The 19324-nt window shown below is 53.0% G+C and carries 19 protein-coding genes; 12 read left to right on the top strand and 7 right to left on the bottom strand.

The window, feature by feature from the left end; genetic code table 11:
* Positions 1 to 127 precede the first annotated feature (127 nt).
* Complete coding sequence (gene nlpA / locus ACNQ0W_RS07945; protein ID WP_023315104.1) at positions 128 to 928, top strand: lipoprotein NlpA; 801 nt, start codon at positions 128 to 130, stop codon at positions 926 to 928.
* A gap of 33 nt (positions 929 to 961) precedes the next feature.
* On the opposite strand, the gene ACNQ0W_RS07940 is transcribed toward nlpA, so the two are convergent.
* Complete coding sequence (locus ACNQ0W_RS07940) at positions 962 to 1642, bottom strand: EAL domain-containing protein (RefSeq protein ID WP_047364897.1); 681 nt, start codon at positions 1640 to 1642, stop codon at positions 962 to 964.
* Between the two features lie 75 nt (positions 1643 to 1717).
* Complete coding sequence (locus ACNQ0W_RS07935) at positions 1718 to 2461, bottom strand: LuxR C-terminal-related transcriptional regulator (protein ID WP_235143903.1); 744 nt, start codon at positions 2459 to 2461, stop codon at positions 1718 to 1720.
* A gap of 446 nt (positions 2462 to 2907) precedes the next feature.
* Here ACNQ0W_RS07935 and ACNQ0W_RS07930 point away from each other — a divergent pair, with 446 nt between their 5' ends.
* Positions 2908 to 3543 carry a LuxR C-terminal-related transcriptional regulator gene (locus ACNQ0W_RS07930; protein ID WP_062933089.1) on the top strand — a complete coding sequence of 212 codons (636 nt, stop codon included), beginning with the start codon at positions 2908 to 2910 and terminating at the stop codon, positions 3541 to 3543.
* A 6-nt stretch (positions 3544 to 3549) separates the two neighbouring features.
* On the opposite strand, the gene ACNQ0W_RS07925 is transcribed toward ACNQ0W_RS07930, so the two are convergent.
* Genes ACNQ0W_RS07925 through ACNQ0W_RS07910 form a run of 4 tightly spaced genes read right to left on the bottom strand, consistent with a single transcriptional unit; the run spans position 3550 to position 8467 of the window.
* Positions 3550 to 4614: a fimbrial protein gene (locus tag ACNQ0W_RS07925; RefSeq protein WP_047050683.1), complete on the bottom strand. Its 1065-nt coding sequence runs from the start codon at positions 4612 to 4614 to the stop codon at positions 3550 to 3552.
* A gap of 15 nt (positions 4615 to 4629) precedes the next feature.
* Positions 4630 to 7122, bottom strand: coding sequence for a fimbria/pilus outer membrane usher protein (locus tag ACNQ0W_RS07920; RefSeq protein ID WP_116329916.1), 2493 nt, complete (start codon positions 7120 to 7122; stop codon positions 4630 to 4632).
* Between the two features lie 15 nt (positions 7123 to 7137).
* Complete coding sequence (locus ACNQ0W_RS07915) at positions 7138 to 7830, bottom strand: molecular chaperone (RefSeq protein ID WP_062933091.1); 693 nt, start codon at positions 7828 to 7830, stop codon at positions 7138 to 7140.
* 52 nt (positions 7831 to 7882) lie between these two features.
* Positions 7883 to 8467 (bottom strand): fimbrial protein, encoded by a 585-nt coding sequence (locus ACNQ0W_RS07910; RefSeq protein ID WP_062933092.1) that lies wholly within the window; start codon positions 8465 to 8467, stop codon positions 7883 to 7885.
* A gap of 374 nt (positions 8468 to 8841) precedes the next feature.
* On the opposite strand from ACNQ0W_RS07910, the gene ACNQ0W_RS07905 reads away from it, so the two are divergent.
* The 10 genes from ACNQ0W_RS07905 (at position 8842) to ACNQ0W_RS07860 (ending at position 19069) form a co-directional block, all read left to right on the top strand.
* Positions 8842 to 9654, top strand: coding sequence for a winged helix-turn-helix domain-containing protein (locus ACNQ0W_RS07905; protein ID WP_062933093.1), 813 nt, complete (start codon positions 8842 to 8844; stop codon positions 9652 to 9654).
* An 18-nt stretch (positions 9655 to 9672) separates the two neighbouring features.
* On the top strand, positions 9673 to 10143 hold the full coding sequence (locus ACNQ0W_RS07900; RefSeq protein WP_047734923.1) for a hypothetical protein: 471 nt from the start codon (positions 9673 to 9675) through the stop codon (positions 10141 to 10143).
* Between the two features lie 227 nt (positions 10144 to 10370).
* Positions 10371 to 10994, top strand: a complete 624-nt coding sequence (locus ACNQ0W_RS07895; protein ID WP_003860995.1) for a common pilus major fimbrillin subunit EcpA — start codon at positions 10371 to 10373, stop codon at positions 10992 to 10994.
* A gap of 45 nt (positions 10995 to 11039) precedes the next feature.
* Positions 11040 to 11717: a fimbria/pilus periplasmic chaperone gene (locus tag ACNQ0W_RS07890; RefSeq protein WP_062933094.1), complete on the top strand. Its 678-nt coding sequence runs from the start codon at positions 11040 to 11042 to the stop codon at positions 11715 to 11717.
* A gap of 6 nt (positions 11718 to 11723) precedes the next feature.
* Complete coding sequence (locus tag ACNQ0W_RS07885; RefSeq protein WP_062933095.1) at positions 11724 to 14318, top strand: CS1-pili formation C-terminal domain-containing protein; 2595 nt, start codon at positions 11724 to 11726, stop codon at positions 14316 to 14318.
* Positions 14296 to 15894 (top strand): receptor, encoded by a 1599-nt coding sequence (locus ACNQ0W_RS07880; protein ID WP_116329917.1) that lies wholly within the window; start codon positions 14296 to 14298, stop codon positions 15892 to 15894. The genes ACNQ0W_RS07885 and ACNQ0W_RS07880 overlap by 23 nt, the downstream gene beginning before the upstream one ends.
* Before the next feature lie 6 nt (positions 15895 to 15900).
* Positions 15901 to 16554 carry a hypothetical protein gene (locus tag ACNQ0W_RS07875; RefSeq protein ID WP_058686465.1) on the top strand — a complete coding sequence of 218 codons (654 nt, stop codon included), beginning with the start codon at positions 15901 to 15903 and terminating at the stop codon, positions 16552 to 16554.
* A 73-nt stretch (positions 16555 to 16627) separates the two neighbouring features.
* Positions 16628 to 16822 (top strand): hypothetical protein, encoded by a 195-nt coding sequence (locus ACNQ0W_RS07870; RefSeq protein ID WP_000644465.1) that lies wholly within the window; start codon positions 16628 to 16630, stop codon positions 16820 to 16822.
* A 23-nt stretch (positions 16823 to 16845) separates the two neighbouring features.
* The gene (locus tag ACNQ0W_RS07865) at positions 16846 to 17031 is read left to right on the top strand and encodes a hypothetical protein (RefSeq protein ID WP_001196016.1); all 186 of its coding nucleotides are present in this window, start codon (positions 16846 to 16848) and stop codon (positions 17029 to 17031) included.
* Positions 17032 to 17098: 67 nt separating this feature from the next.
* Positions 17099 to 19069 carry a peptidase domain-containing ABC transporter gene (locus ACNQ0W_RS07860; protein ID WP_417933181.1) on the top strand — a complete coding sequence of 657 codons (1971 nt, stop codon included), beginning with the start codon at positions 17099 to 17101 and terminating at the stop codon, positions 19067 to 19069.
* On the opposite strand, the gene ACNQ0W_RS07855 is transcribed toward ACNQ0W_RS07860, so the two are convergent.
* On the bottom strand, positions 19027 to 19324 hold a 298-nt coding region (locus ACNQ0W_RS07855; RefSeq protein WP_417933180.1), incomplete at its 5' end, for an ATP-binding cassette domain-containing protein. The genes ACNQ0W_RS07860 and ACNQ0W_RS07855 overlap by 43 nt on opposite strands.

The raw sequence follows: 19324 nt of genomic DNA, 5'->3' as shown, positions 1-19324 counted from the left end.
TAAGCGCAGCGCCACCCGGTAACAGGCCGCATATAACCTATCCGTCTTACTGATTCCTTTTCGTTTTTTAGCCTGCCGTCTCGTTGTCGATATAGTCTTCAAAACGTCTATCAAAAGGAACTGTCTCGTGAAACTTCGATTGGGTGCGCTTCTCCTGACTGGCCTGCTGCTCGCAGGCTGTGACCAGGGCGGCAATGATGCCAGACACATTAAAGTCGGCGTGATCAATGGCGCTGAGCAGGACGTGGCGGAAGTCGCCAAAAAGGTGGCAAAAGAGAAATACGGTCTGGATGTTGAGCTGGTGGGCTTTAGCGGCTCGCTGCTACCCAACGATGCCACCAACCAGGGCGAACTGGACGCCAACGTCTTCCAGCATCGCCCATTCCTCGCGGAAGATAACAAGGCGCACAATTACAAGCTGGTCGCCGTGGCCAATACCTTCGTCTTCCCGATGGCGGGTTACTCCCGAAAGATTAAATCGGTGTCTGAGCTGAAGGACGGCGCAACCATTGCGATTCCAAACGATCCCACCAACCTTGGTCGCGCGCTGTTGCTGCTGCAAAAAGAGAAGCTGATTACCCTTAAACCGGATGTTGGCCTGCTGCCAACGGCGCTGGATATTACTGCGAACCCGAAAAACTTACAGATTATGGAGCTGGAAGGGGCGCAGCTGCCGCGCGTGCTGGACGATCCGAAAGTGGATGTGGCCATTATCAGTACCACCTATCTCCAGCAAACGGGGCTTTCTCCGGTACACGACAGCGTCTTTATCGAAGACAAAAACTCACCCTACGTGAATATTGTGGTCACGCGTGAGGACAACAAAGACGCCGAAAACGTGAAGGAATTTATCCAGTCCTATCAGTCGCCGGAAGTGGCGAAAGCGGCAGAGACCCTTTTTAACGGTGGCGCGGTGCCGGGCTGGTAAGTCCCGGTAAAAAGGCCAGCGCTCCGCTGGCCGTCAAAGCGTTACGCGGGCATCGGTTCGGCTTTCGGGCCACAGAAAACCCTGACCAGACTGTGCGCCGGACGCGCGGGCGCGCGCCAGATCCCGCGAATTCTCGATGCCTTCGATAAGAATTGATTGCGCGATACCTGCCCTGACCTCCTGCACAAACGGGGCAAGCGGCGCGCGTTCCCGCAGCGCTGAGCGGTCAATTTTTACCCCATCCAGCGGCAGCGCAAGCCGCGCGAACGCCTCAGCCAACTCCCGGGTTAAATCGTCCAGCCAGATTTGCCATCCCGCCTCTTTTAACCGAACAAGCGTGGCATGAAGACGACGTTGCTCAGCCTCACTCAGCCGTGTGATGGTGAGGGGATCCTGAATTTCAATCGTTAACCGTTGCTGATGGCGTAACGCCAGCAACAACCGGATAGCGCGTTCGTCGAGAAGGTGCTCTGCCGGAAGGTTTAGCCAGTAAGCGTCCCGGGCGGGTATCTGTAACAGGGTGTTGGCCTGCCAGAAGAAGATTTGCAGCGCGCTGCGCGAGGGCAGCGAGGCAAACAGCACCTCAAGATTGACGTTATGGATCTCCACGAGAACTTCATGCGCGAACACCTGGCCCGAATGAAGATCGACAAGCGGCTGGAATCGCAGCCCTGAGATACGTTGCAACAGGGGAGAGGGAAGAACGGTATACATGGAACAGCCTTCAGGAAATGAAAAAAGGTTCCCGCGGACACGGGAACAAAAGGCAAACGACACACGGTCAAATTCTTAATTCAGGATCCAGCGAATGCTCTGGTAAAACGAGGGGCCACGCACGGCCTTAAGCTTGTTCATGGCGTTGTTCTTATAAAAGTAAACCAGCCTGACGTTACACCCCAGCTGACGGGCGATTTGCTTGGTTTTGAGATTACAGGAATAGCCGCGCAATACGCTGGCCTCCTCGCTGGACAGCCTCGCCGGGGTGCGTAAGCGGGTCGTCATGCCTACGTTGTAACGGCCAGACTCCTGCGGCGTCTGGCTCATCAGTATTTGCCACAGCGCTTTGATATCCCCCAGGGAGACTCTTTTGCTGATTACCCCATCAACATGTTTGAATTTCAAATAGCCAGCGGATAACGAATAGATATAGATCTTCGCCGTCACTTGTTTCTGTTTAATGCAGAGAATGTCGTCATTCGTCGTCACCCGGAAATGGCGCGTATTCAACGGATCATAAATGATGATATCAAAGAGTTGTTCACTCAAAGCAAGTTCTTCGATATGGGTAAACCCATGGAAAATAATGTCATGTTTTTCATCAGGCTCACGCTTTCCAAGCGATTGCAGGCCAATCATCGTGAATTCGCAGCTGTCAACAACGGCAACGTGAATTGTTTTTTTATTTTGCATTGGCATTCTCCTTTCGCTGAGTAAACAGTCCATATAAGAGAAAATGGCGGTTCGCACTCTCTTATTAAAAGAATAGCGAGCACTTTTTAAATAACGCGATGCGATGGCATCAATGTAAGCCAATACAAACCGTCGAGTAAAGCTGATGCCAATTATTAGAGGAAGATAAAATTGAAAAATGGTTTTAATGGTATATGTAATTGTTTTAATCTTCTAATAATATTCATGACAGGTTTTTATTCTGTAAAGGAGTGGATATTAAGTGTCAGGTAGTTGATTAATGGGGTTAATCCACCGCATTTTCAGTAGTTTACTGCTGTTTCTGTAAGAAAAGTTGTGATCGTGGCAGGATTATCGACAGGGCTTAATCTGCGAGAGGAAACGACGTGCAGAATAAAATAGAATTTTTTCTATAAATTTAATGTCCTTGTTCAGATTTTTAGGCCTGAGAAGGATAAAATCCTGGCGCGAAGAGGTTGTGAGTGGTGAGTACATAAACTATTATCATTTTCCTCCGGTCACGAGAACTTAGAAAAGACATGAATAATACTGAACGTATCGTAAGGGTAATGGTGTTTTACAAAATAAATATATTTAAAGAGATAATATTCCGGGCGCTCCATGATCTTTTACCCGATTACGTACTGAACATTACTCAGGTCGATTCCACTGAACAGGCGCTGGCGGCGGTGGCGGATAATAACGTGGATGTTTTCTTCACTGAATTTAATTATCTGCTTAATCATAAAGAGTGGAGTGCGGAGGTCAGCAGCCGTTTTACATCTTTATGTAAAACCCATCACGTCAGGCGTGTTCTGTTGGTGCCCGAGCTGCCTTACGGGCTGTTAAAAAAAGTTCTGGAGATGAAATTTGAATTAACCATCAGTCAGCAGGATGAATTGACTGAACTGAAAAAGGAATTACCCGCGTTGCTCATGGCGGACGGGCAAAAACCGTCGATCTCTTCGTGGCTCAGGCGGGTAATGCGGTCCGGCTCCCGGGCGCGCTCCATCCTCTCGGCCAGAGAGTGGGAGGTGCTTCATCTTATTGTGGAAGGATTTTCAACGACGGAGATTGCCCGTCATCGAAACCGTTCGGTCAGTACCATTGCGACACAGAAACACAATGCGATGAAAAAGCTGAATCTTTCCAACCACAGCGAACTGATTAAGTATGTGCAAACGGTTGGAAAGATGGAGGAATAGTCCACATCAGGGGTAGATAATATTCAGCGTAGCCGATGTATTGATCTTACCCTGGCTCACCTGGGCGGGCGCCCACACGTAATAGTACGCCGCCATCGGAAGGGTGAAATGTTCGTCCAGCGCCGCGCCAGCCGCCACGCTGAAAATCATTGTGGCGTTGCCACGGCTGGTGGTCGAGGTAGAGAAGGTCACCGGCGTTTGCGGGGCGTCACGTTTTATCAGGCGTAGCCCCACGCCCTGCGCCGCGCTACTGCTGCTGTCGATCAGCACCGAGCTGTCGGTCGAAAGCAGCTGCGTGCTGGACAAAAACATCTCAATTGACCGATCGGAATTGCCGTTAACCCCGACGTTCTGACAGCTCATATTCAGTGAAAAAGGCGTCAGCCCCGGCTGTGAGGATGCACTGAGCTGGGGAATGCCGAGCGTCGGCAGCGCCACGGTCAGCCCCGCATTATCAAAGGAACAGGTAGTCAGTTTTGGCGCGTATTTGATGATCATCGGCTGACCAAACATATCACGGTTGTCGTAAGGCCACTTGAACCCGCTGAATAACCACTGGGCGATTTTGATGACCTGATTAATTGGCCAGAGGATGATTTCCAAAATCGACAATCCGCTCATGTCGCTGACGAACAGAACGTCGCTCATGTTGGCCGTATCCCCCGTCAGGGTGGTGCCGCTCTGGTTAACGAGGGTGAAGCGAACCGTAAACGGTGTGTTCAGCTCAGACGCCGTATGGCTACCGCTGGCAGACAGGGTTTTATTGGCCGGGGGATTGGTGATCTCCGCCCGCACCATATACTTGTTGTTGCTGAACCCGAGGATGGTGGCGTATTTGCTGTCGGTCGAGAGGATCGGCGTGTAAGAAAATTCACTGTTACCCGTCGTACAGTTGAACGAGCCGCTGTACTGGGTGGTGAAGCTGCCGGTCCATGTGGGCGTGGCCGGGCTCAGCTTATCCGATAAATCAATAGTAATCGGTGTGCCATAAACGATGCTGCTGCCGGAGCAGGTGGCATAGCTCATCCCGCTAACGCTGGTGAGGAGCAGGAACATGAATGATCGTAACATTTTGATAATCCGTAATTAATGGCAAACCGATGAGGGGCTGTTCAGCCCCCAGGCCGGGGAGGAGATTTCGCACTTCCCGCCGCGGAGATGCACGTTGAGCGTGCGTGGCGGCTGTTCAGCGCGGATATACAGTACGCTGGCCTGGCCGACATACCCGACAGATCCACCGTGTTCATCCAGCACTTCGGTGCCAAAGGGCAGCGGTTTGCCGTCGGCGCGCGTCGCATGAAGTACCCATGACTGGCGCTTGTCGGTTTCGAAGCGGATATAGCTCACCGCCCCGTCGTAAGGCGCCACGTTAGCCATATTGCCGATCACCTCCGCGCCTGCGCTGTTTTCCGTTTCGGTTAACGTAATGGCGTTTTTGCGATACGGGGTGGCGTAAGGCACCAGCGCCACGCCATCGCGGTTCGTCATAATACTTTCATCGCCGTTCACCATCAGCCCCTCCGCCTTTGGCGCATCGACGATAGTCATGGTTGTGCCGGTTTCGTTTGAGGCGAGAACGTGCCACGGGTAGGCCACCAGGCTTCCGCGTCCGCTGAGCCCGGTCTGGCGGTAGTCGGAGGATTCGCTGTAAGAGCCACCGAGTGTCGCGAAGTTCGAACGGTACGCGGCGTTAACGCTTGCCGCATTTTTACCCCCCCGCGCATTACTGCCGGAGAGGGTGTAGCTCAGGCGGTTCGACGCCAGCGCGTTTCCGCTCATGCTGATATTGCTCTGTTCGTAATGCGAATCGCTGGCCGTCAGGCTGGAGGTGATCCACGCATTATTATCAAACAGCGAGAACGGCAGGCTGAGGGAGAGGTAAAGGCGCGTCTCTTCTTCACTGTCCCTGTTCCGTACCCGGCTGGCCGACAGGGTATAGCTGGCGCGGCCGATGGCGTTGGAATAGCCCATCTGATATTCGCGCGTGGTTTGCTGTGAGTTCCAGTAATCGCGCTGTGTGCCGGAGACAAACACCGTGCCCCAGTTATCGAGCAGGCGCTGATTAAGGTTAAGCGTAAAGGTATTCTTGGGCTGCGCCGCGCGCAGGGCGTCCCAGGTGCTTAGCGACATGTCAGGCGCGACGCCAAACCGATCTTCATAGTCGTCGTACTGCGCTCTCAGGCGCTGATACCCTTCGCGCGAATAGAGCGCGTCGCTGAAGCTGTAATAGCCTTTAGTGGAATAGCGATAGGCTGCCAGGGTGAAGTTGGTGGCGGTGGTATCGATAAATTTGCTGTACGACACGCGATAACTCTGACCGCTGCTGGTGCGATCCTGTAGGGTGGTTTTGGCGTGGGTGACATCAAACGAGACCGCGCCAAAGGGAAGGTTCCACCCGGTACCGACAAGCCCGGCCTGGTAGTTATCGCTAATAATCGTCCCGGTATACCCGGTGATGAGGTTATTAAACCCGTAGCGCAGCGTGGCCTGCATGAATGCGGGTTCGGCATCGAGCGTGTTCTGGTGCACTTTACCCGCCACCACGCTGTACTGACTCACCCCTTCTTTTAGCATCCCGGGCACGGCGGAAAACGGCACCGTGAAGGACTGCTGTGAACCGTCCGCTTCACGCACCACCACCAGCAAATCGCCCGCGGAGCCGGTAGGCTGAATGCTGTCGAGGGTAAACTGGCCCGGCGGCACGTTCTCCTGATAGATCACGTTGCCATTCTGGATAACTTTCACCAGGGCGTTCGTCCGCGCCACGCCGTGAACCACCGGTGAAAAACCCTGCTGTGAATTTGGGCGCATCTTCATGTCCGACGCCAGCGACACGCCGCGCACGCGCAGGGAATCAAACAGATCGCCAGGAATATAAAAGTCACCCAGCGTCAGGTTGGATTTCAGCGAGGCCAGGGGACGGCGCAGGTAGCGGGTATTATTCTGCCAGCTACTCTCTCCGCTGGCGGTTTTCCGCCAGGCGCTGCTGTCGCGAAACTGCCAGCCGAACAGGTTGGCGCCGGAATCCAGCCCGGCATAAAAATCATCATTTGTGTCTTTCACAGTGCCTTTCGCGCGGGTGTTATACCAGGTCGTGTTCCACGAGAGCATCAGCGCCGGTATCCCCTCGTCCCAGAACTGGGGGGCAATGTAACCTTCTTCAGTACGCAGCACGGCCGCCTGCGGAACGGTAAGCGCCAGACTCAGGGTGCTGGTATCGGTTTTGACTTCACCGCCCTGAACCAGATCGCGCAGCTGGACCTGCCCGTGCGCAATGGCGGGCGCAGGCACGGACGTGGTGTTGATGCCCAGCGACCGGGCATCTTTCCAGGCAAGGCGGATGTCGTCACGCTGCTCGCCGTAGATGACGGTATAACGTCCCTTCCAGCTGCCGTTTACGTAGATATCCATCTCCTGACTGCCGGCAGGCATGGCGTTGTTTTCGGAAAAGCGAGACAGATCGGACTCACCGGATGCGCCAGCAAGCAGGGAGGGATCAAACGAGACGGCCCCTGATTTATGCGAAAGCAGAAGCGTGCAGACTGCCAGCAGACAGAGTCTGTTTTGTTTCATTTTCATGGTGAGTCTTTCCGATCACTGACTGGTGAAAGTCCGGGTTTTATACGCGCCAAGATCGTCCACATACATCAGCTGGAAGGTCTGTCCGCGCTTAACCGTATTTTTGGCGGCGACCGTCAGCTGCCCAAACGGGGAAACCATCGGGGACTCCTGGAGCAATTTCGTTTTACCCAGCGAAATATTGGCGACCGTAATATGGAACGGACTGATATTTGTAATGCGAAAGCGATCGCCGTCGGCGGCGAGCGTCAGTTTCGCCACCGCGTCATCCAGCGTGCCTTTCAGCGCAGCGGGCCGGTAAAAAAGTTTGATACGGGATTTAATCGCCAGCTGGACGGTATTCTGGTTTTGCAGATTTTCAGGTCTGGGCGGAATGTCGAGGACATTCAGGAAAAAGACGGATTCGCGATCCGCAGGCAAGCTGGACGGCAGCTTTTTAATACGAAGCTGTTGACCATTATGTTCGTTAACCTTTATCACCGGCGGCGACAGCAGAAACGGCACATTGGCTGTTTCCGGCGTGGAATTAATATCACCGTCATCTATCCAGGATTGCACCAGAGCGGGCGCATCGCCCGTATTCATTAACTGGACGATCACCTCTTTGTTATTTTCAGGATAAAGGACACGGGTGCCATTAATGACAATATTGGCCCATGAGTGACCCGTGCTTAGCAGTAAGCCTGCCAGCAAAATTGCCTTGCGCATGATTGCAACCTTAAATACAGGCTCTGCGAAAACAGAGCCTGAATAATCACTATTACAGGTAGGAAATGGTATACGTTACGTTGGAGCTTAACTCGCCCACGGTGGCGGCAGCGGCGTTCGTTTTATAGTAATAAACATCCAGCGTCAGCGTTTCGGAATCTGGCGCGGTCGCTGTACCCATAATATTTGTCGTGTAAGGCTGGTTCAGGGTAATAGGCGTAGACGAACCTGGCTCCACTAACGCAAAGCCGACATTACGTGCCACGCTGGCATCGCTTTCGTTCACGCTGTTATTCAGCAGGTATTTACCGTCAGTGGAAATATTATCCGCGCTGGAGAAATACACTTTCAGCGGAGTACCGGTTGTTCCGGCTGCTGGTGAACAACCAGAGAACGTCAGCGCAATAGATTTTTTATTCTTAGTGATCAGGCCAACCGTGGTGCCTGCATCTTTTACCGAAATAGGGGAAAGCGCAACGGTAAAGTCCGCGCTTTTACCGCCGTTAATGGTACAGGTTGTATCGGTAATTGCGCCGGTAAAGTTAATGATACCACCCGCCGAATTGTCTGCGGCCACTGCGCTGGTAGAAGCAATAGCGGCGGCCAGCAGTGATACGGTCATGATCGATTTGAACATGATAAACTCCATAAAGATTTGTGTTATTTAAAATGAATGTTATACGGCTACACATGTCCCTGATGTACCGGCTAGATGCATGGCGACTCGGGAGAATGCTTTGACGATATTATGTTGCACTAAAAAAGTACATAACAAAACATTATTCCAACAACTTCGAAAGTTTAAGATTATAATCTTGCGGTGGCGTTTTTTTTAATGTTTTAACCTAAATGCAGAAGTTCGAAGATTTTTATTAATGATTTAATAATCGTTAATTAATGAAGCTTTATAAATTCATCTCTTAATTAATATCACGCGACTTGACCACACAAACTTTAGACTTATTATTGCCTGGCAAATGCACAAAATTTTAACAATGGCGTAATAATAATATGAAGTATCTCATTGATCTCACAATGCTTTATGAAGTCGACACCGGTATGATCATGATTAATGGAGAGGAAGAGTCATCCATTAAGTTATCTAACCAGGCGGGTCGTCTGCTTTATGAACTTATCATCAATAATGGTAAAACACTCGACAGAGATGACCTGATAAAGAAGGTCTGGGAGGATCATGGTTTCTCTGGTTCTTCGGTGAGTCTGAATGTTGCCATAAGTGAAATCAGAAAAGCATTTCGTACATTAGGATGCGACCCTTTACTGATAAAAACGATACGTGGCAAGGGATTTAGCCTTGCCGCGCATATTGAACATCACACGGTCAGGCCGCCGGTTGTTTCAACGGTTAGTGAACAATCTGCCTCTGACGCATTCGATACGCTGGCGCATAAGAAAGATGCCGATCCGCCTAAACAAATAATATCGCTGCACAGACTCTTTATTTCTCTCTGCACGTTATTACTGATTACCGTTATCGGCACCGCTGTTTTACTGTTGCACCAAAGGGATTCCTATGCCGAGAGCCTGAAAGATTCTGATATGCATCTGCTCGGTAAAGTGGACCGGTGTACGGTATACCTGATCGATAAGAATATGTATCAGCCGCGACAGCACTACTTTAATCACGTAAAAGAGGTCATTGCCAGTCAACATATCGACTGTCAACACCAGGTTGCAGATGCTTACTATTCCAGGTTTAAAAAGTCGCAGATAGAAAATTATTTCCTGGCCATCTGTTATCAGCAGGACAGTATCGACGATTATAAGAACTGCATTTCTTACAGAAGCCTGACCGGGAGTTAAAATATGTCAAGGACTAAAATGAGTGTACTGTTCAGTATCGTACTGGCGCTGTCTGTCATCGCGTTGTTGTGGATCTATTTTACCAGAACGCAGGATGAGGGGTTTGGCTGCCAGTCAGATACCGTTTCCTGGAAAACCTATTCCACGGGTGAGTTAACCGATATGTCGCTAACCACGCTATTCTTGTTTAACAACAAAGATGTTGTGACGGTTATTCATAAAGGCGTACTCAAGAAAGAGGGCAAAAGCTACCTGATTGACCGAAATTACACGCTCAGCGTGGAAAAAGTCGACGGAAGCAATATCTTTTATATTAAGGATAAAAAGCTGAATAAATCTGAAGATGATGCGGCGCCGGATGGCGTTGTAAACGAAATGTTACTTGATAATATCAACTTCTTCTATATAACCAGCGTAAAAAAACATGCGTGGTTAATTAAGGGGCTGGTGTTGCCTGTAATGATGTGTGTGGCTGTCCCGACGTCCTGATATTTCTCTTTATTGAAAAATCGATATTTATCTATTACTCGGGAAATTGAGTAATTTACTCAATACGTAACAATAAGATACGAGAAATTTATTTATATTTTTATTGTTGCTCTCCGTCGAGTGAATTTTTCTGTATTGCCTCGTTATTTTGCGGCTGTCTATACTCCGCCTCGAAAAAGGGGCTCCCCTTTTTATACACGTGGATTCTTTTTTGAAGGACTAAATAAATGAACAAACTGAACGCTATCGTTCTGGGCTCCCTGCTGTCTGTTTCTGCCCTGAGCGCAGTTAATGCAGCTGAAACGACGGCTTCTGCCACCTGGCAGGCAACCGCGACCAAAGACAGCGAATCCGATCTGGTTGTTACGCCAACGCGTGCTTTGAACTTCGTTTACAGCGCCAATACCAAATCTTTCAACACCGATACCGGTCTGTTTGATGTGGCTATCCGTGGCGATCACTCTACGGCGACCAGCTTCAAACTCGAAGCTATCCTCGACGATTCAAACAACACGCTGTTCAGCGTGGGTGGTGAAGCGACCAAACTGAAGGTAGGCGCGCGCTGGGGCGGTAACGACCTGGGCTCTATCGGTGGCACCGTGGGGGCAAAATCAACCGCATGGACCACGCTGGTTGATTCCTCTTCTAACACCGGCGTCTCTTCTGGCCTGTGGAACCTGACCACCAGCGCAGGCGCGGCGGCAGATACCGAAATTACCGGCCAGGACAAATTCGTCTTCTACGTTGACTCCGCTCAGGACAACGCCGGTACGGCGAAAGAGTTCAAAGACCTGACCAACAGCCTGTGGGAAGGGACCGTGTCTGTTGCGTTCCGCGCAACCTGGGGCTAAGGCCTGATCGATCCAGGGGCGCAAGCCCCTGTTTAGGGAAATAGCATGTTTAACCTCAAATCCGCCTTCTTATTTTTATTATTTATCTCTTCCTCCGCGCTGGCCATTAATGTGGGAAAAGTCACCACCATTATTCCTGCGGATGCTGACTCTACCGCCAAGGAAATAAAAAACGAAGCAGACAGCGTGCGTATTGTTTCTGTTCGCGCACAGCGGATCAGCAGCCCAATGGATGAAGGGATCGTCATTAATCCGGAGAAAGTGGACGAACTGTTGCTGACGCCCACGCGCATGGTAATGCCCGCCGGTACCAGCAATATCGTCAAATTTTACTATCACGGGAACGCCGATAACAAAGAGCGTTACTACCGCATTACCTTCACGGATGAAGGGGTAAGCGAAGAGGTGGACAGCGGTTCGCCAAAAAACGGTACCGGGATGACGCGTGCGGTGGTGAGCACCATTCTGGTGGTTCAGCCCCGGGATAAGAAGATCGACTTCGTCTATGTGGCGGGAAAAATAACCAATAAAGGGAACACCTCGTTTCGCGTCAATGCGACCGGGACCTGCCTGAAGCCGAATCCGGAATCCCCCGGCACGCCGTGTAGCAAAAACTTCTACCTGATGCCAGAGACCTCGCGCGCTATCGAGGATATCAACGTTACGGATAACCATTTTCATCTCGGAATATGGGACCTGAAACAGTTCATTCCTGTTAAGTAAGGATGCATGGTGAAAAATAAATTAGTGTTGCCGGTGATGATGGCTTGCGCATCCGGCACGCTGCCCGCGCTTGCGCATGCAGCCTCAAGCTCCGTGGTTATCGCTAATTACCGTTTTCCCGACTCGCTTTATGCACTGCTGGAGCAGGGGATCAAAATTCCCGTCTATCTGGTGAATACGCGTCCACACTCAGCACAACAAGGGAACCACGAAGGCACGGCGAGCGAATATGTTCGTATCGGTGACGTGACGCTCTTTGCAAAAGATCTGAAGCTGGGGCTGAGAGATGTTCAGGTCCAGGAGTCTGATAACGGCATTCGTCTGTCAAAAGAGATGCGAACGTTATTGCAGAGCATTAACGACAAGCAGTTCGATGACCAGATGCGCATTCCCGTAAGTGCGGGTTCGGCGTTCGAGCTGGATCAGAAAAAAATGCGCCTGTTGCTGAATCTGTCGCAGAGCGACTACGGGGTGAATATTCGCCCGCGTGAGGTGGATATTGATGCCCCGACGTCCGACGACCTGAGCGGCACGTTCTCCTACAACCTCGGGGCGTATCATACCGAGAGCGGCTACGGTGACAGCTGGTCGTCGGGTTATCTGAACGCGAGAAACTGGATCTCAATGGGCGTCGATCATGTGCTGATCGACGGCTCTGGCTACGTCAACGAGAGCAGCAGCGATACCCAGATGAACGCGGTCATGTGGGAGCGCGACTATCAGGGGATGCGCTACGCCGCGGGCATGCTGAACGGCTGGGCGATGCAGTCTCTGGCGAGCGTCAGCGGGATTTCCGGCGGGGAAGTCTACGGCGTTTCCATGGGCAACCAGGCCAACTCCCGCAAGCGCGATAACACCCTCTCTCTGACGCCGGTGGTGGTCTATTTCCCCACGGCGGGCGAGGCCCGTATTCGTCGTGACGGGCAGCTTATCGGCATTCAGCGCTTTGACGTCGGCAACCATGAAATTGACACCAGCAGCCTGCCCTACGGGATCTACAGCGTCGAAGTTGAAGTGGTGAGCGGAAGCCGCACCGTGTCGCGCAGCATGTACACCGTAAATAAACCGTTCTCCAGCAACGTGTCGGAAACGCTGCGCTGGCAGATGTGGGGCGGGATGTATAGCCGCGATAAATCCGTCGTCAATTATAAAAAATACGCGAAACGCAAAAACGAGCAGGATAACACCTACTACTACGATTACGACACCAAACATAAAGACACCATGTCGCTGGTGGGAGCCTCGTTCAGCAAGCGCAGCGGGATGGTCGACTGGAACGCCTCTACCTACATGATGCGGGAACACATCGTCAGCGAGCTGTGGGCCTCCCTGAACCTGACGGGCTATTTCTCGGTGAATACCCAGACCATGGCCGCCTCCGACGGAACGTATCGCGCCAACTATGGGGCGAATCTCAGCCTGCCGTGGCAGATCGGCTCGGTGTGGTACTCCCATGAACAGCTCTCCAGCGGCAAGTTCCTGGATATCTATGAGAGCAAGGGCAACACCTGGGGCGCTTCCTTTAGCCTGCCGTCATTCGGCCTGCCCTCGGCAGGCAACCTGAGCCTGATGCGTCAGGAAGACGACCTCTATCGCTATAAACGCTATCAGCTGGACTACTCCCAGGGGTTATACGCCGGTCGCTACGGTACGGCGCGCCTGCGGGTGGGGATGTCGCGCAACAAATACGACGGGTATTACGAAGAGAAAGATCGTTACGTAATGCTCGATTTCGCCATACCGCTCGGCAATACCGTGTCGGTTGGCGTTTCCCACAATCGCGATACCGGCACGGCGTTGAACGTCAGCGCCAGCCGCCAGTTTGAGGGCGATTACCTGAAATCGGCTACCGCCAACGTCTCGAAAGCCTTTAACAGCCGCCAGGATCGCAGCGTAAGCGGCGGCGGCAGCGTGAACTTCGACACGCCGTGGAACAGCAACATCCTCAGCGTCCAGAGCGGCATGAGCAAAGGCTGGAACTCCACGCTAACCAGTGACGGCAGCGTGGGCTGGTCCAAAGAGGCCATCGCCGCCGGGAAAGGCACTGAAAGCGCAGGGGTGATTGTCAGTACCGGTCTCAAATCTGATGAAGCGTTGACCCTGAAGCTTAACGGTCGGGCGGAACGCATCAAAGGGGATAAAACCTGGCTGTCGCTGCCGGCATACCAGGCCTATGACCTGGAAGTGATGAACAGTGAAACCGGTACGGAAAGCTATGAGATTGGCGCGAATGCGCGTCGCCATATCACGGTTTATCCGGGCAATACCGTGGTGATGAAGCCGCAGGTGAAGAAAATCGTCACCCTGTTTGGTCGTCTTGTGGATGCAAACGGGGCCCCGGTTGGCGCCATGCAGATCAAAAACCACGTCGGGCTGACCCGGACGGAAAGCGACGGACGCTTCGTGATCGACGTTGATAAGAACAACCCTGTCCTGAGTATCGCCACGCCGGACGACAGCGTCTGCGAAGTGCGCCTGGACATTGAGTCTAACCGCGGTGCGCTGTGGCTCGGGGACATCTCCTGCGACAAAGGCGATTTCGTCTGGCAGGAAGCAAAAGGAACGCAGGAACGTGACGATGAAAAAGATATTCGCTCTTAATTTACTGCTGATGAGCGCGGCGGTCCAGGCGCAGGAGCTACCCTATTTCGCCATCAATAACCCGGACAATAACGGGACGGGAAACAGCGCGGGGCTGTTTAGTCTGAACAGCACGTCGACCGCGTTTTTACACGGTTCGCGCGAGTGGCCGACCCTGAGTGCGAAAACGAATAACGGTATCGCCACTTACATCCCGGACAACAGCTACAGCGGTCCGGCAGGCAGCGCGCTGACCATCGACTTTTCGGTGACCGGTTCCAGCGCCTCTCCGTTCTTCAAAGGGACGGCGTGTTCCTCGTCCTGTGGCAACACGGGGTACACCCCGACGACCAGTTATACCGACACGTCGATGGTGGTCAAGCCGCCGGTGATGGAGCCCGGCACGTCATACGGGCGCTGGGTCCTGGGCGATCCGTTCTTTAACTATCTGCTCAACGCCGCGCCAGGGGATGAAGTGACCATCACCTCCACGCCGCAAATCAGCTCCATCAACAAAGTGACCACCACCAATACGCTTCACAAGGTGGGCACGCTGACCATGACCAACGCCAGGGCGCTTAACCTGGGGATTGACCCGATCAGCGGTGAGGTGACGATTGTCGATGAATCAACGGGGGCCACCTGCACCAAATACACCCGCAACACGGTCTCTGGCGTCCTGTGCGACCTGCTCGAATACACGTTTGTTGGGGAAGATATCTCCGGTTACAACGGGGGGCTGGCGCTCACCTCTTCCCGCGTCAACAGCGTGCTGCAATCGCACATGAGCGGCGGCACCGGGCTTGCCGCCGAGCTGACCTTCGATGAAAACACCTGGTACAGTATCTCCGGCGGTATCCTGAGCGATACGCGTGTCCTGGCGAACACCTTCCTTGCAGCGCCGCAGAAAAATGGCGGCAAAGCGTCCCTTAAAATCTTTTTGCCGAAAGCGTTAATTCTGAGCGTGGCGCAGGCGGGGGACAGCAGCAGCATTGGCAATATCGTCAGCCTGTGTCTGACGCCCGGCAACAGCTCGCTGGCGGCGGATTTCTGCTTCCAGCCGGGGGGCGGCCTGGTGATTAACCCTATCGAGCCCGGGCTGGAGATTGTGCCAGACAACCCGGATTACACCCTCGATCCTGACGGTCTGGGCGGCTCCGGGAAAGGCATTATCGGCGAAGCGCCCATTGAGATCCCCTACACCATCACCTACAGCGGGGCGCAAAAAGATGCGGCGATTGCGGTCACGGTAAAAGTCACCGGGCCTACCCAAAGCCTGAATGGGGTGGACTACTGCGCCTTTAGCGGTAACGGCTTCACGGTTCCGATTCCGGGCAACGTGCTGGTGGGGAAAAGCCAGACGCTGATGGCGCATAACTGTAAAGGCGAAGTACTGTCGATCCCGGCGCCGGCCACCCATGCGGAAGAGTGGGACAAAATGAGTTCCGGCGTGACCGATATGTGGCTCTGGAAAACGCCGCTGATCCTCCAGTTCGTTATGGATAATCCGGTATCGAAAACCACCTATGACGGAAATAGCTGGTTTGGTGAAGTGACCGCGCAGGGAAGAATAGATGTTAGCGCATCCTGGAATTAATCAACCATGACTGGAAAATTCCTGGCTATTTTTGCAATAAATTGCTTCATTTCCACAGGGGCAAATGCTTTAATTATCGAAAGTCTGAATATTGATTTTTTGCCTGAGAAAGAAGTTGTTTTTCAGCCGATAAAAAACGATACCAGCGAGCGTCAGAATTATACCGTTTCGCTTATTCAGGTAGACGTTCCTAAAGAGAAGGGAAAAGAAACCGAAATAAAAGACGGCGAAGTCATGTATTCGCCTAAGCAATTAACGCTGGGGAGCGGTGAACGCGCGGGTTTTAAATTTTATTATACCGGCCCGCATGACAACAAAGAGCGATACTATCGCGTAAAATTCACCGAGACGCCGCTCCAGGCAAAGGTTATCACGCGCAAAGGCCAGCGCATCCAGTCGGATGTGGTGGTCTCGCTTGAGGCTATTTTGATTGTCCGACCATGGACACGACATTTTGATTATGCGTTTAGCAACGGGGTGGTGAGTAATACCGGGAATACCTATTTTAAATATGTTTCCTCGGTCGGGTGCAGTACGCAATACAACAATTCAAAATATATTCCACCGGGGCAACGGCTGGAAATAGATAATGCCGGGCAGGCTGCAAGGCGAATGATTATTTATGGCAATAAAATCATTCCGCTGACCACCTGCCCGTAGCAACCGCTTTCCTTCATAAAAGGAAATTAGCCTTTAGCATCATGCTAAAGATCCATCACTACAGGAGAAAAAAATGAAAGCGATTTCATTCACAGAAGCGAAAGACATTATTGGCGGCGCGTTAAACCCGTTCGCTGGTCTGGTTAAAGGTGCACAGCTGGGTTACGACACCGGCGCAAGCATCATGGGCATGGTTGGCGGTGTGGTTGGCGGAGTTCTGGGTGGCGCAATGGGCTTCCTGGGCGCGCTGGTTGGTAGCTACAACTAATTCACGTTAACAGGAAAAGACTCATGCAAGTTATCGATTTCAAAAAAGCACAGGCCATCATCGGTGGTTGGGATCCGTTTGCTGCCGCTATTCAGGGCGCAAGCGCGGGCTATAACGCGGGCAGCCAGATGTTAGGCGCGCTGGGCGGCACCATCGGCGGCGTGTTCGGCCTGGTGGGCGGCTTCATCGGCGGTTTCTTCAGCGCCTAAGCGAGAAGCACGTTGTACGCATGGCCCGCATTGCCGGGCCATTTTTTTATTTCAGCCACGGATCATTATGTTTTCGCTCTTTCAGTATAAAAAACAGGGTAAGACCCCTGTTATTCGCCAGCATGAATTTACCGAATGTGGACTGGCCTGCCTGGCGATGGTGTTGGGGCACTACGACCACCATGTCTCCGTCAGCCAGCTGCGCCGGGAGATTTCCGTTTCCGCCGATGCGGGAACCTCAATGGCGGAATTGATGACCCTTGCCAGCGATAAAAATATGTCTGGCCGGGTGCTTAAAGGCGAAATCACTGAAATAGAAACGTCTGAGCTGCCGCTCATCGCCTTCTGGCGCGGCAACCATTTCGTGGTCATCGTGAAGATCGACAGCCGCAGCGTGACCGTTCACGACCCGGCCAGTGGCGTGCGCCGTTACCGTCTGAAAGAGGCGGAAAAACTCTTTTCCGGCTATGTGCTTGAGCTTAAGCCCACGCCGTGTTTCGAAAAGAAATCCCCGGATGAAAAGCTCACGCTTGGCCGGTTAGCCAATAAATCCCCGAGCCTGTTCCAGCGCCAGCTGCTGCTGTTTGTGCTCTGTATTTTTACCCTCATCACCATGCTGGCGAGCCCCACCTACGTGCAGCTGATTATGGATGAGGCCATTTCCCGCAGCGACAGCGATCTGGTGATCCTGCTCACCGCGATCTTCGCTATCGTCTTTATCTTTGAAGTCATCGGTAAATTTCTCAAGCAACTGCTTGAGATCCTGATGCGTAACATTGCCTATGACGATTTAAGCCAGTCCGTGCGCCACTACATGCTGCGCACCCAGACCAGCTGGTTCCGCTCGCGCCCGCCGGGCATCGTGCTGGCTATTGAGAAATCGCTCCACGCCTGCGCGGAGTTCATCAGCAATGGTTACGTGCAAATTCTCTTTTCCAGCCTGATCGCCGTCACCAGCCTGCTGTTTATGCTGCTGTATAACGTCAAAATTGCGCTGCTGACGATGCTGCTGATGGGCGTGTTCTTCCTGATCCGCTTTTCGCTGATCGGCCCCTATCAACGCGCCGTGGATGACTCCATCGAGCGCACCGCCCAGTATGAATCTCTGCTGGTAGAGACACAGAAAGGGATCATTACGCTCAAGGCGAACAACATGGAGCAGGCCCGGGACGCGGTGATGGACAAATCCCAGCGCGAACACATCGCCGGGCTGATGCGTAAAGAGCGGCTGCTGGCCCGTTTTGACGTGGCTTCACTGCTGGTGATCAATGCCGAGCAGCTGCTGGTGGTCTGCTTTGGCGCGTGGCTGATCCTGGAAGGGCAGATGAGCATCGGGATGCTTTACGCCTATATCAGCTATAAGCGCTATTTTTCCGATGCCATGGTGCAGGTGGCGCAGAAGCTGCTGGACAAAAATGCCCTCAAGGGGCCGCTGGATCGCGTGGGCGATCTGCTGTTTGCCCCCTCGGAAACCAGCCAGTTTGGGAAGCGGATTGTCACCTCGCCGGTCTGTCTGCAATTTGAGGATGTCTCATTTGCCTATCCTGGCCGGGAGGCCACGCTACAGCATATCAACATGACCCTGAAGCAGGGCGAAGAGGCGGTGATTGTGGGCCAGAGCGGGTCGGGAAAAACCACGCTGCTGCGTCTGATCTCCGGCATGCTGCTGGCATCGTCTGGCACGCTGCGGATCAATAAGATCCCCATTGAGGAGTGCGATCTTTCCTCGCTGCGTCAGCACATCCGCATCGTCCATGCGGACGATATTCTCTTCACCGGCTCGATTCTGGACAACATCGCCTGCTTTGACAGCGCACCGGATAAAGAGCAGGTCATTGCCGCGTGTCGGCTGGCGGAGGTGGACCACGTCGTCGCCCGGCTGCCGCACGGCTACGAAACGGAGATGCTGCCGGGGAATACCTTTTTCTCTGCCGGGGAGATGCAGCGTCTGGTTCTGGCGCGCGCAGAGGCGAGCATAGAGACGCGGCAGAAACATCATGGCGCATTCTCCCGCAGGGTGCCGTTTTCCATGGTATAGAGACGCCCCTGGCAGCCCACCACGTCCGGCGAGTGGGTGACAAACACCAGGCCAATCCCCAGGCTACGCAGGTTCGCCAGCACCTTCTGCGCGGTCGTTTTATCCAGGTTCGCCGTCACTTCGTCGCAGAGCAGCAGCTTAGGCTGGCTGTACAGGGCGCGCGCCAGAACCAGACGCTGCATCTCCCCGGCAGAGAAAAAGGTATTCCCCGGCAGCATCTCCGTTTCGTAGCCGTGCGGCAGCCGGGCGACGACG

Source organism: Enterobacter cloacae complex sp. 6730903 (assembly GCF_048283985.1).
Classification (GTDB): Bacteria; Pseudomonadota; Gammaproteobacteria; order Enterobacterales; family Enterobacteriaceae; genus Enterobacter; species Enterobacter hormaechei_C.
This window is presented reverse-complemented; position numbering and strand designations above follow the sequence as displayed.

Coding starts and splice junctions, on each gene's coding strand:
- ACNQ0W_RS07940 (WP_047364897.1), bottom strand. CDS start 1,642: ATGTATACCGTTCTTCCCTCTCCCCTGTTGCAACGTATCTCAGGGCTG.
- ACNQ0W_RS07930 (WP_062933089.1), top strand. CDS start 2,908: ATGGTGTTTTACAAAATAAATATATTTAAAGAGATAATATTCCGGGCG.
- ACNQ0W_RS07925 (WP_047050683.1), bottom strand. CDS start 4,614: ATGTTACGATCATTCATGTTCCTGCTCCTCACCAGCGTTAGCGGGATG.
- ACNQ0W_RS07920 (WP_116329916.1), bottom strand. CDS start 7,122: ATGAAAATGAAACAAAACAGACTCTGTCTGCTGGCAGTCTGCACGCTT.
- ACNQ0W_RS07915 (WP_062933091.1), bottom strand. CDS start 7,830: ATGCGCAAGGCAATTTTGCTGGCAGGCTTACTGCTAAGCACGGGTCAC.
- ACNQ0W_RS07910 (WP_062933092.1), bottom strand. CDS start 8,467: ATGTTCAAATCGATCATGACCGTATCACTGCTGGCCGCCGCTATTGCT.
- ACNQ0W_RS07905 (WP_062933093.1), top strand. CDS start 8,842: ATGAAGTATCTCATTGATCTCACAATGCTTTATGAAGTCGACACCGGT.
- ACNQ0W_RS07900 (WP_047734923.1), top strand. CDS start 9,673: ATGAGTGTACTGTTCAGTATCGTACTGGCGCTGTCTGTCATCGCGTTG.
- ACNQ0W_RS07895 (WP_003860995.1), top strand. CDS start 10,371: ATGAACAAACTGAACGCTATCGTTCTGGGCTCCCTGCTGTCTGTTTCT.
- ACNQ0W_RS07890 (WP_062933094.1), top strand. CDS start 11,040: ATGTTTAACCTCAAATCCGCCTTCTTATTTTTATTATTTATCTCTTCC.
- ACNQ0W_RS07885 (WP_062933095.1), top strand. CDS start 11,724: ATGGTGAAAAATAAATTAGTGTTGCCGGTGATGATGGCTTGCGCATCC.
- ACNQ0W_RS07880 (WP_116329917.1), top strand. CDS start 14,296: ATGAAAAAGATATTCGCTCTTAATTTACTGCTGATGAGCGCGGCGGTC.
- ACNQ0W_RS07875 (WP_058686465.1), top strand. CDS start 15,901: ATGACTGGAAAATTCCTGGCTATTTTTGCAATAAATTGCTTCATTTCC.
- ACNQ0W_RS07870 (WP_000644465.1), top strand. CDS start 16,628: ATGAAAGCGATTTCATTCACAGAAGCGAAAGACATTATTGGCGGCGCG.
- ACNQ0W_RS07865 (WP_001196016.1), top strand. CDS start 16,846: ATGCAAGTTATCGATTTCAAAAAAGCACAGGCCATCATCGGTGGTTGG.
- ACNQ0W_RS07860 (WP_417933181.1), top strand. CDS start 17,099: ATGTTTTCGCTCTTTCAGTATAAAAAACAGGGTAAGACCCCTGTTATT.